The 11,461-nt window shown below is 65.3% G+C and carries 12 protein-coding genes and 1 pseudogene; 10 read left to right on the top strand and 3 right to left on the bottom strand.

Annotated elements, in window-relative coordinates:
• Both JYA52_RS04515 and JYA52_RS04510 read right to left on the bottom strand, forming a co-directional pair.
• A partial coding sequence (locus JYA52_RS04515) for a phage holin family protein (RefSeq protein WP_205652011.1) occupies window positions 1-165 on the bottom strand: 165 nt, incomplete at its 3' end.
• A complete protein-coding gene (locus tag JYA52_RS04510; RefSeq protein WP_240459943.1) occupies window positions 162-920 on the bottom strand; it encodes a hypothetical protein in 759 nt (252 codons plus the stop codon). The genes JYA52_RS04515 and JYA52_RS04510, both read right to left, overlap by 4 nt.
• 277 nt (window positions 921-1,197) lie before the next feature.
• Here JYA52_RS04510 and JYA52_RS04505 point away from each other — a divergent pair, with 277 nt between their 5' ends.
• Window positions 1,198-2,037: a DUF2382 domain-containing protein gene (locus JYA52_RS04505; RefSeq protein WP_205652000.1), complete on the top strand. Its 840-nt coding sequence runs from the start codon at window positions 1,198-1,200 to the stop codon at window positions 2,035-2,037.
• 195 nt (window positions 2,038-2,232) lie between these two features.
• A complete protein-coding gene (locus JYA52_RS04500; RefSeq protein ID WP_205651999.1) occupies window positions 2,233-3,183 on the top strand; it encodes a manganese catalase family protein in 951 nt (316 codons plus the stop codon).
• A gap of 87 nt (window positions 3,184-3,270) precedes the next feature.
• On the opposite strand, the gene JYA52_RS04495 is transcribed toward JYA52_RS04500, so the two are convergent.
• Window positions 3,271-4,071, bottom strand: a complete 801-nt coding sequence (locus tag JYA52_RS04495) for an IclR family transcriptional regulator (protein ID WP_205651998.1) — start codon at window positions 4,069-4,071, stop codon at window positions 3,271-3,273.
• A 121-nt stretch (window positions 4,072-4,192) separates the two neighbouring features.
• Between JYA52_RS04495 and JYA52_RS04490 the strand changes: the two genes are divergently transcribed.
• The 8 genes and pseudogenes from JYA52_RS04490 (at window position 4,193) to JYA52_RS04455 (ending at window position 11,410) form a co-directional block, all read left to right on the top strand.
• Window positions 4,193-4,696 carry a tripartite tricarboxylate transporter TctB family protein gene (locus JYA52_RS04490; protein WP_205651997.1) on the top strand — a complete coding sequence of 168 codons (504 nt, stop codon included), beginning with the start codon at window positions 4,193-4,195 and terminating at the stop codon, window positions 4,694-4,696.
• 2 nt (window positions 4,697-4,698) lie between these two features.
• The gene (locus JYA52_RS04485; RefSeq protein WP_205651996.1) at window positions 4,699-6,201 is read left to right on the top strand and encodes a tripartite tricarboxylate transporter permease; all 1,503 of its coding nucleotides are present in this window, start codon (window positions 4,699-4,701) and stop codon (window positions 6,199-6,201) included.
• A gap of 56 nt (window positions 6,202-6,257) precedes the next feature.
• Window positions 6,258-7,259, top strand: coding sequence for a tripartite tricarboxylate transporter substrate binding protein (locus JYA52_RS04480; protein ID WP_205651995.1), 1,002 nt, complete (start codon window positions 6,258-6,260; stop codon window positions 7,257-7,259).
• A 38-nt stretch (window positions 7,260-7,297) separates the two neighbouring features.
• A complete protein-coding gene (locus tag JYA52_RS04475; RefSeq protein WP_205651994.1) occupies window positions 7,298-7,927 on the top strand; it encodes an RraA family protein in 630 nt (209 codons plus the stop codon).
• 20 nt (window positions 7,928-7,947) lie between these two features.
• A complete protein-coding gene (locus JYA52_RS04470; RefSeq protein WP_205651993.1) occupies window positions 7,948-8,739 on the top strand; it encodes an NAD(P)-dependent oxidoreductase in 792 nt (263 codons plus the stop codon).
• Window positions 8,740-8,821: 82 nt separating this feature from the next.
• Window positions 8,822-10,159: a TRAP transporter large permease subunit gene (locus tag JYA52_RS04465; RefSeq protein WP_205651992.1), complete on the top strand. Its 1,338-nt coding sequence runs from the start codon at window positions 8,822-8,824 to the stop codon at window positions 10,157-10,159.
• A 12-nt stretch (window positions 10,160-10,171) separates the two neighbouring features.
• A complete protein-coding gene (locus tag JYA52_RS04460; protein ID WP_205651991.1) occupies window positions 10,172-10,426 on the top strand; it encodes a hypothetical protein in 255 nt (84 codons plus the stop codon).
• Window positions 10,423-11,410: pseudogene (locus tag JYA52_RS04455) on the top strand (cyclase family protein). Before JYA52_RS04460 ends, JYA52_RS04455 begins: the two are co-directional and overlap by 4 nt.
• The last annotated feature ends 51 nt before the right edge of the window (window positions 11,411-11,461 follow it).

Below are 11,461 nucleotides of genomic sequence, written 5' to 3'. Positions count from 1 at the left end.
GGCCCTCGTGGCTGACTGTTTCGCTTCTGCCTTGGCCAGTTCCACTTCCTGACGCATCAGGGTGGAGAGGTCCCGGGTGACATCACCCAGGAGATCCCCGAGGGACGTGGTGTCCGCTTTGGCGTGCGCGGCGGTGGGAGGCGCTTCGGGTACTTGGCTGCTCACAGTGGACGACCTCCGCCCTCGACGTACGGGTCATCAGGATCGCGCAGCGGGACACCTGCAGAACCGTGGCTTTCAAAGCCCGGACGGGCGGGCTCGCCGTACACAGTCGCTGCATACGTCGTCGGAGTAGCCGGCGGTTGTACGGGGTACTGCGGCAGGGCACCGCCTGGGGTGCCGGTCGTGGTTCCAGTTGCGGGTGCTCCGGCCTGCAGGCTGCGGCCCAGACGGCCGGCGAGCAGACCGGCTCCGGCGGCGAGGACCAGGAAGGTGCCCGGTCGCTGGCGGGCGAAAGACTTGACCTCGTCCAGCAGCGAGCCCGGGTCCCGGTTGTCCAGCCAGGACGCAACCGATTCTGATCGGTCGGCGGCCTGGCGGATGAGATCCGAGGCGACGCCCTGCTGGTCCGGCGCGTCGGCCATGGAACGCAGCTGCGAGGAGACGGTCCTGATTCCTTCCGCGGCTTTCTGCTGCTGGGTGCCTGCCTGGCTGGTGAGGTCGGACTTCGCCTGGTGCAGAAGGTTCTTGGCGTTGGTCTTTGCTTCGGAAGCGACGTTGGCAGCCTCAGACTTGGCCGTCCCGGCCACGTTCTGCGCGGCACCGCCCGCCCGGCCCGCAACGTTCGCTGCCTCGTCCTTGACGGCGTCCGTCTTGGTGGACGAACCGCTCTGCCGTGTGGGGGGTTCCGTTGCGTCTCGGGTGCCGTACGGGTCCGCGGGGTACGGATCGGACGTCTGCGCCCATTGGTTCTCGGTCATCTCTGCTCTCTTTCCGGTAAGGGGTAGCTGCTGTAGATGAACCAGCACGCCGTTCAAAACAGTAAGCATGGTTACTAAATAGATGCTAAGCATACTTGCTAAGTGTCGCGCAAGGGGCGCATGCCGTGAATAGCGGGCGCGCTGCTGTGCGCGACGGTCGGCTAAGAAAAATACTAAGCATGCTTGCCAAGTGCTTACTAAGCATGCTTATGGTAGTGGCTGGCGATGTCCTGCAGGGAGGCGTTGCTCGAAACAAAACCACATCCAAGGAGACATCATGCTCGCCAAGGAACACATCGACGATCTGCTCAACCGCAACGGAGACGTCCTGTCCACGGACGGTGACAAGATCGGCTCAGTTGGCCAGGTTTACGCGGACGACGCCGACGGTCAGCCCAAGTGGGTCACGGTCAAGACAGGGCTTTTCGGGACTTCCGAGTCCTTCATCCCGCTCGAAGGTGCACGTCTTGAAGGTGATGACATCGTCGTCCCGTACACCAAGGACCAGGTCAAGGACGCGCCCCGGGTGGACACCGACGGTCACCTGGAGCCCTCCGAGGAGGACCGCCTTTACGACCACTACGGGTTCGGGGGTGCCGGCAGGGCCTACACCGACCCGACCGCCGGCCGGGATGGAGACTATGACCGGGCAGAGGCCGGCGGCGGGTTCGCTGCTTCCGGCGGTTTCAACGCCGCTGATGCAAACGACACTGTGGGCCGTGACACCTCGGGGCCGACCACGGATGACGCCATGACCCGGTCCGAGGAGCGCCTGAACGTCGGCACCGAGAAACAGGCGACGGGGCGTGCGCGGCTGCGGAAGTACGTCACCACCGAGAACGTCACACGGACCGTCCCGGTCCAGCGCGAAGAAGTGCGGATCGAACGTGAACCCATCACAGAGGCCAACCGCGGGGCCGCCTTGTCCGGGCCGGACCTCAGCGACGAGGAACACGAGGTAACGCTCCATGAGGAGCGGCCGGTCGTCGAAAAGGAAACTGTCCCGGTCGAACGGGTCCGGCTTGATACCGAAACCGTCACTGACGAGGTGACGGTCGATGAGGAAGTCCGCAAGGAACGCATCGAAACCGACGGTGTAGACGACACCCGCCGGTAACAGCGCGACAAGTGACCACGTCAGGGGCCAGGGCATTCGCCCGGGCCCCTGACGTGGTCCGGGACCGTTCCTTCATGTGTTCGGGTGAACAACCGCAGGTTGAGCGGCTCTTGCCGCTTCCCGACAGGCTCCATCAAGACAGCTCGAATCAACGCAGTTCAGCAGAGTTTTCAGATCCAAAGTGAGGAATAGACCATGTATCTGCACACACAGCTTCTGATCAACGAAATTGCCGCCGACGAGCCCGATCCCGCCGCCGCGAATGCCCTGCAGGAGGGCCTCGGAGGGCAGTTCGGCGAGATGCGCACCATGATGCAGTACCTGTTCCAGAGCATGAACTTCCGCGGCGACGCAGCCGCCAAGCCCTACAAGGATCTTCTTCAGGGCGTGGGCACTGAGGAGATCAGCCATGTCGAACTCATCGGGACCACGATTTCACAGCTCCTGGACGGTTCGCCGCGGTATCAGGGCAAGAAGACCGATCCTGTGGATGAGCCGGGCGCGAAGGGAGCCACACCGCTGAAAATCGCGCTGGACACCAGCAACATCCACCACTACCTCGTCGGCGCGCAGGGTGCCCTGCCGGTGGATGCTGCCGGCAACCCGTGGAGCGGTTCCTACGTGTACAACAGCGGCAACCTGGTCCTGGACCTGCTCTACAACCTGATGCTCGAGTCCACCGGCCGGCTGCAGAAGTGCCGGATCTACGAGATGACGGAGAACAAGACTGCCCGCTCGACCATCGCGTACCTGATCGTCCGGGACCAGGCTCACGAGAACGCCTTTGCGAAGGCACTTGAGAGCCTCGGGGTGAATTGGGGCAAGGTCCTGCCCATACCCAAGACAAACGCGGAGCAGTTCCCGGAAGTGAAGAAGCTGCTGGACAAGGGGCTGCAAAGCGTCCAGTACACGTTCAGTGCAGACAACCTCAGCGAGGCCGGAAAACTGTACCGCGGCGCTTCGCCTTCCAACGACGGAACCGAACTCACCACGGACTCCATGCCAGAGGGCTTCCCCATGACTGTCTCGCCGGAACGCCGTGAAGAGTTCGCGCCAGGGCTGGATCCGGAGCTGCTCGCACTCATTCAGGCCACGGCGGAAGTGGAGCTCAAGGACGCGAACAACCCGAAGGAGGCCAAAGGGTAGGGGCATCTGACCGGCATAGACAGCAGTGTCGAGGAAGCGTCCCCGCGTAACGGCTTCACCCCCCCGGCCACTAGGCCACGGGCGGGATTAGTAGACGGACCCTTCCAGGAGTTCTGAGAGCCGGCCGGCGGCGCGCCGGAGTTCCGGGACGCCGGCTTTGAGGCCGGCTTCGGTGGCTGTCTCGACGGGGCTGGTCAGGGCGATTGATTCGCTGGGACGGCCGCCCCTGTTGGGGACAGCGACGGCGACCGACAGGACGCCGGTGGCACGCTCATCGGCGGAATACGCGTAGTCGACCCCGGCTTCCGGCAGGCGTGCCCGAAGCCCCTCGGGTGTAAACGTGCTGTCTTCGTGGCCAGCCGCGATGGCCGCTGCCACGACCTGCTGGAGTTCGGCCTCCGAGGCCGTTGCCAGCAGGATTTTCCCTGCCGCCCCCACTGTCAGTGGGAGGCGCTTACCCAGCGGCAGGTCGTAGCGGAGGGGCGAGTCGCCGTCGACGCGCGCGACCAGGATCCGTTCAAAGCCAAGCCTCGTGTACAGGGATGCCGTGAGTCCCGTCTGGGAGGCCACCTGCTGAAGTATCGGCCGCGCGGCCACCACCAGGGGGTCGTTCTCCAGGTAGCTTCGGGCGGCGGGCAGGACCGCCGGCCCGATCCGGTATGACTTGTCGGTTTGGCTGACCATGCCGAAATCCTGAAGGACCCGCAGGATCCGCAGTGTGGTCGGCAGGCTCATGCCGCAGGCCCTGGCAAGATCACTCAGCCGCTGAGGCCGCTCCGCGCGCTGCAGTTCGGCATAGACCTCCATCGCCCTGGATAGGGAGCGCATGTTCCCGGCCTTCGGGCCATCCTCGGCAGAGCTGGCTGAGTGTGTCGAACTTACCGTCATTCTTTCATTCTATGTAACTTCCTTGCGCTTGACAGGCTTTGTGTCTCCTGTCACTATTTCTTCAGACGCAATAGTCTTTCATTCTATGAAATGAAGGATCACAGAACGTAAGAAGGAAACGATGACAACGGAGTCAGTAATGACCAAACCCGGGAGCGCCGCCCGCGTCGCCCCCTCCGTGCTGGTGGGGATCGGCGCATTCGTGGCAGTCGGCGTGTATGTCCTGGTCAGTTCGTTGGGCCTCGGCCTGTGGACCTCCCTCGGCCCCGGCCCCGGGCTGTTCCCGTTTGCGATGGGCGCTGTGCTGGTCTCGATGTCCATACTCTGGCTCGTCCAGGAGCTGCGGCGTCCCAGCGAGACGCCCGACGGCGTTGACCGGGGCCTCGTGATCGCCGTCGTGGTCAGCCTCGCCCTCTTGGCAGCCGTGATGGACCTGCTCGGATTTCAGCTGAGCATGTTCCTCTTCCTGATGTACCACCTGAGAGTCCGCGGACGCAGGACCTGGGTGTCATCACTGATCATCGCCCTGGCCGGCAGCGTCGGGGCGTTCTACGCCTTCAACTACGGACTGAACGTCACGCTGCCCGTTTCGGCCTTTTCTCCGCTGAACGTGATCGGACTCTAGACATGGACATACTTAACGACCTGCTCGGCGGCTTCGCCGCCGCCATGACCTGGCAGAACCTGATTTTCGCTTTCCTTGGCTGCCTGTTGGGCACCATCATCGGCGTGCTGCCCGGCATCGGCCCGGTCGCCGGCGTTGCCCTGCTCATCCCGCTCACCATGAACCTGGACGCAACCGGGGCGATCATCATGCTGTGCGCCATTTTCTACGGCACCGCCTACGGAGGAACGATCACCAGCGTCCTGCTGAACACCCCCGGCGAAGCGGCGTCCGCCATCACCACCATCGATGGCTACGCCATGACCAAGATCGGCAGGGCAGGAGCCGCCCTGACCATCGCCGCCGTCGGATCCTTTGTCGGCGGAACCATCGCCACGCTCGGCCTGGTCGCCGCCGCCAAACCGCTTGGGGAGCTTGGACTGCTGGTCGGCCCGCCGGAGTTCTTCGCCCTGATGGTCGTGGGCATCTCCCTGCTGGTAGCCCTGGCGGGCAGGTCGATGGTCAAAGCCCTCATCTCCGGAGCGCTGGGCCTGCTGATTTCGATGGTCGGCATCGACCCGGTGGCGGGCGCCCCCCGCTTCACCTTCGGCATGGACAGGCTCCTTGACGGCGTCAGCTTCGTCGCCGTCATCGTCGGTGTCTTCGGGCTTTCCGAAATCCTGTCCTACCGCAAGGACCCGCACGCCGCCACAGTTCATGCCCCGGGCCTGCGGTCCCTGCTGCCGTCACGGACGGAATGGCGGCGCAGCGCACCGTCGATGGCCCGCGGCACAGGCATCGGCTTCGGCCTCGGCCTCATCCCCGGCATGACTGGCTCCGTGTCGTCCCTGCTTGCGTACGGTGCCGAGAAGAAGTTCTCCCGTCACCGCAACGAACTCGGCAAGGGGGCAGTGGAAGGTGTCGCCGGGCCGGAAACAGCCAACAATGCCCACGCCAACGCCGCACTTATTCCGCTTTTCACGCTCGGCATCCCGGCCTCGCCGACGATCGCCGTGCTCATGGGGGCGTTCCTGCAGCAGGGCCTGACCCCCGGGCCGACCCTGTTCACCGAGAACTCCGAAATCGCCTGGGCGATCATCGCCAGCCTCTTCATCGGCAACCTGCTCCTGCTGCTCCTGAACGTCCCCCTGGTCGGCCTGTGGACCTCCATCCTCCGCGTGCCGGCATCGATCCTGACGGCCCTGATCCTGCTTTTCATGGTCATCGGCGCCTACACGATCAACTTCAGCGTTTTCGATGTGTTCGTCATGATCGGTTTCGGACTGCTCGGCCTCGCCCTGAGGCACCTGCAGATCCCGCTCGCCCCGATGGTGCTCACCCTCGTGCTCGGACCCCTCATGGAACGGTCCCTGCGTGAATCCCTCGAAATCTCCCAAGGCGACTTCGGCATCTTCGTTAACCGCCCCATCTCCATGGTGCTGATCGGCATCGGGGTCCTGATCATCTTCAGTCCGCTGCTCAAGCTTCGTAAGCCCAAGGCGCTGGACGAAGACCCCGAAACCTAAACCACCCCCACCAAAATCCGTCCCAGACCTGATTCACCCCTTCAAAGGAGAAGACCTTGACCCGCACACGCATCGCAGCAGCCTTCGCCGCAGCAGCCCTCGTCGCCCTCACGGGCTGTGGCGCCAACGCCGGCACCGCCACTACCGCCGGGGATGATTTCCCCAAGAAAGGCAAATCGATCGACCTGATCGTTTCCTTCTCTTCCGGCGGAGCCGTGGACACCGCGGCCCGGCTCGTGCAGCCCATCCTGGAGAAGGAACTCGGCACCAACGTCGAGGTCATCAACAAGCCCGGAGCGGGCGGACAGATCGGCTACACCCAACTGACCAGCGCCAAGCCGGACGGCTACACCATCGGCGCAACCGGCTCCCCGTCCGTCGTCGTCTCACCACTGGATCCTGCACGCGGCGCCAAATACACCCGCGCCAGCTTCCAGCCCCTCGGCCGGCAGGTCATCGACCCCGCTGTGATCGCTGTGCAGCCCGACAGCCCGTACAAGTCGCTGAAGGAACTTCTCGACGCCGCCAAGGCCCAGCCGAAGTCGATGACAGCCAGCACCACCGGCCTGCAGACCGGCGAACACTTCGCCCTGGCCCAGATCCAGGAAACCACCGGCGCCGAATTCGCCCCGGTGCACTTCTCTGAAGGCGCCTCCCAGGCCACCACCGCGTTCTTGGGCAAGCACGTTGACATCCTCGTCGCCAACGTCAGCGACGTGAACGACCTGACCAAACAGGGCAAGGCGCGCGTCCTGGGCATCATGACCGCAGAACGCTCACCCTCGCTGCCGGACGTCCCCACCTTCAAGGAATCCGGCTATGACGTGGAAGCCGGAACCGCCCGCGGCTACTCCGCACCGGCCGGGCTGCCTGACGCCGTCGCCAAGAAGCTCGAAGCTGCAATCCAGAAGGCCATCGAGGACCCGGCCGTCGTCCAGAAGATGAACGACCTCGGCCTGCAGACCAGTTACCTCTCCGGCGGGGACTACGAGACGTTCTGGGCCGGACAGGAGGAGGACTTCAAGAAGGTCCTCCCGCTGGTCCAGAAAAAAGACTAACCCTCCTCCCGCCACACCATCCACGGAAGAACCCCACCATGACAACTCCCGTCCTTGAAGACATCGACGCCGACTTCCCCCGCCCCGACCGGGACGTGGTCGACCGCCTCGCCAAACTGCCCGCCGCCAACATCGGCGACGCCATGGATCGGCTCGGAGTCGCAGACTCGGCCATCCAGGCCATCTGGTCCGGCGCCCGCCTCGCCGGACCCGCGTTCACCGTCTGGACCCGCCCCGGGGACAACCAGGGCATCCACCGTGCACTGCAGCTCGCCCGCCCCGGAGACGTCATCGTCGTCTGCGGCGGCGGGGACGAATCCCGGGCCCTGTTGGGTGAACTCATCGGCGAACGCGCCATCAACCTGGGCCTGGCAGGATTCGCCCTGGACGGCGCAGCCCGGGACGCCGAAGCCCTCGCCGAAATCGGCATGCCCGTCTTCGCCCGCGCCGTGACCCCCGCCGGCCCGTACAAGAATGGTCCCTCCCGACTGGGCACCCCCATTTCCTTCGGAGGCGTCCCTGTCCTGCCAGGTGACATCATCATCGGCGACTCCGACGGCGTCGTCGTCATCCCTCGGGAACAGGCAGCCAGAGTGGCGGACGCCGCCGAAGCCGTCTTCGCCGACGAAACCAACCGCCGGGCGGCCATCGTCGCCGACCGCCACTAAGCAAGAAAGACACACGACAAATGACAGCGTGCACCGTCATCGGCCTCGGTGAGGCCGGAGCTACCTACGCGGCCGCCCTCGTGGCCGCAGGCCACAGCGTGACGGGATTCGACCCCGTCGCACCATCCACTCCGGCGGGCGTGATCCGGACCGCAACGGCAGCTGAAGCGTGCGCCGGGGCGGATATCGTCCTGGTCCTCACGGGAGCGGCCGCCGCGCGAAGCGTCGCCCGGGAATGCCTGCCGGTCCTCCCGGCCGGCAGCTGCTACGCGGACTTCACCTCCTCCTCACCCCACGTCATGCAGGAGCTTGGGCAGCTGCCAGGCGAAGCGCTCTTTGCCGATGTCGCCATCCTCGGACCCGTCCCCACGCAAGGCGTGAAGACTCCCCTGATGGTCAGCGGCCCAGGGTCCCGGGCAGTCGCTGACCTGCTGTCCCCGCTGGGCGCCGACGTCGAAATCGCCGACGGGGAACCCGGGGCGGCCATGGCCCACAAGCTGCTCCGCAGCGTCCTGATGAAAGGCCTGGCCTCCGTCGTCGTTGAGGCGGTCACCGCGGGACGGGCCGCAGGCCTGGAGGAGTGGATCCGTGCCCAGATCGCCCGGCAACTCGCCGGCGACGGGCAGGCAGTCATCGACAGGTTCCTTACCGGAACCGCCAAGCATGCCCTGCGCCGCTCCAGGGAGATGCAGGACACCGCCAGCTACCTCTCGGAAGATCTCAGGGTGCCCGCGGAGATGACCAGCGCCTCTGCCACCGCCCTCACGCGCATCGCCGCCGAGACGGCACAGACGGTACCGGCCTTGCGCTGACTCCGGCATCGGGCAGAATCAGGAACAGGAACCCAGCGGTGAACCTTCCGTCCGCAACGAAATCCCAGTCAGGAGAGGCAGCATGATCGGCATCTGGGCCCTTGGCGCCTACCTTGCGGTCATCCTGCTCTGGACCACGCTCATCAAACGCAGCGTCGGGGAGGCCATGATCCTGGGATTCCTTGCGGTCCTTCCCTTCACGGGGGGCGGAGCGGCACAGACCGGATGGGCGGCGCTGTCTTCGGCCGTGACGGACGAAATCGTCTATGCCACCATGGCGTTCGTCTTCATGGGATACCTGCTGGACAAGACCGGCGTGCTGGACCGGCTCATCGACCTGCTGAACTCCCTGATCGGCGGCGTCAAAGGCGGTCCCGCCTGGGTCTCGACCGTGGCGTCAGCAGGCCTGGGCGGGGTGGTCCATAACCAGGCAGCCATCGCCGCGACCGTCGGCTCGGTCACGATCCCCTGGATGGAGAAATCCCGGCTGGACAAACCCTCGGCGGCGACGCTGGTGGCGGGAAACGCGGGAATGGGCATCGCTTTCCCGTTCAGCGCCTCGATGTTCGTCCTCGTCGGATCCGCGACGGTCGGGCCGCTGCTGGACGTCAACGACCTCGTCCTTCCTTTGCTCATCGGCGGACTGTGGTGCTTCCTGCACCGGCTCATCGTCACCTGGCTGCTGATCCGCAGGAGCGGGATGGCACCCTTGGATGCCGCGCACCGGCTGCCGGTCCGGGCGGCGTTCGGCCGCGGCTGGGCGACGATGCTGCTGTTCGTCGTGGTCGCCATTCCGCTGGTCATCACGTCCGGAACCATCGCCACGGCACTGTCGGACTGGAGCGGCGGGGACGTCACCAAGTCCGTCAGCGTCATCGTCTGGATCCCGGTGGTCCTCATCATCACCGGGGCCCTGCTGGGCAGGAAGCAGCTGCCGGGCAGCGGCCGCGCCTGGTGGTCGCTGCTGCAGAACTCCGCTCCCAGGTTCGGTGTCGTCGGTGTGACGGTGGTCTTCGCCTTCGCCGGAGCCAACGCCCTCGCCGCCACCGGGCTCCCCACGCAGATGACAGCACTGCTCAACCAGCTGGACCTGCCCTTGTGGCTGCTCGCGATCCTGATTGGGTTGATTGTCATCGCCGTCGCCGCCCCGCTGTCGGCGACGGCGACGATGGCCGCCGTCGGGACCGTCGGCGTCGCCACGCTCGTTGCCGCGGGCGTCCCGGCGACCACCGCAGCCGTCGCCGTGCTCGTCTTTTCCTCCTGCGAAGCTGCGGTCCCGCCCGGAGGGGCGCCCTTGTATGTCGCCTGCGGCATCGCGGACGTCGATCCGATCAAGACCTTCGCCCGCCTGCTTACGCACTACGCCCTGCCATTGCTCGGCATCGGCGTGCTGATCATCGTCGGCGTACTGCCCATCTAAAGGAACCAAGACATGCACCAGATCCGACGGGCCATCGAAGTCCTCTTCGTCCTGACCCTCGCCGCTCTCCTCCTGGGAGGAGTGGTGTTCGTGGCCGGACAGGCCCTTGCCTTGATCTCAGGCCAAGGCGGCTGGCTGGAATTCCTGAACGAATCCATCAAGGCCCCGATGTGCATCGCGGCCTCCATCTGCGCGTTCGCGGGTTTCCTCCTCAGCTACAAGCGCCACCAGAACCAGGGGCAGCCCCAGGAAGCAACAACGCGATGACCAACCCTGCCGGGGACGGAACCTACCCGACTTTCGCCGGGCTGCTGGAACGGGAGGGCAGGCTTGCAGGCACCTCGTGGGGCCTGTTTCCCGAACCGGGCCGCGGAACTCCCTCCTTCATCACCCAGGACGCCGTCCTGGCAGCAAGGAACTGCATCAGGACCGGCTCGGTTTTCGGCCTGGACTATCCGGCCGACGCCTTCGATCCCGGAATGTCGCTCAAACGCCGGGCCCCCCGGCACACCATCTACTCCTCACACCCGGCCCACCGCGACGACTACCTGGATGGGTATTACCTCCAGGGATCCACACAGATCGACGGGCTCAGGCACCGGAGGGCTGACGACGTCGGCTTCTACAACGGCACCCCGGATGACCGGATCAAGGAGGGGACCCCGGACCTTGGCATCCAGGAATGGGCAGACAACCCCATTGCCGGCAGGGGCGTGCTTGTCGACCTCGAGGGATACCGCGCCGGCCAGGGTGCGCCCATCGAGCATGCGGCAGGTGAACCGCTCGATCTTGACCTCATCCGAGCGGCAATCGAGGCCCAGTCCCTCATCCTCCGGCCGGGAGACATCCTCATGCTCCACACCGGCTGGTGCGAATGGTTCCTGGCGCTGCCCCCGGAGGACAAGCAACGGATCCGCGACAGCCGGCGGGCCACCGGAGTTGCCCAGTCACAGGACTTTGTCGCCTGGGCGTGGGACCGCCGGTTCGCACTCCTCGCCGCCGACAACTTCGCCTTAGTGCTTGCCCGCCATTGGGGCAAGCCCCTTCCTTGACTCCGCGCCCAACGACCACGGCATGATGCACCAGCAACTCCTGGCCAAACTCGGCATGCCGCTGGGCGAACTCTGGCGGCTTGGACCCCTCAGCCGGCACATGAAAACCACCGGCAGCTGGGACGCCTTCATCAGCATCAAACCGTTGAACATCACCGGAGGAACCGGGTCACCCGCCAACGCCATCGCATTGACGTGACAGCCGAACGCCAGAGCGTATCCGTAGCACCGGCCTCATGAACCTATTCCG

It is taken from the genome of Arthrobacter pascens, from assembly GCF_017052465.1.
Lineage (GTDB): Bacteria > Actinomycetota > Actinomycetes > Actinomycetales > Micrococcaceae > Arthrobacter > Arthrobacter pascens.
Note: the sequence above shows the minus strand (reverse complement) of the source record. Positions and strands in the feature narration are given on the sequence as shown.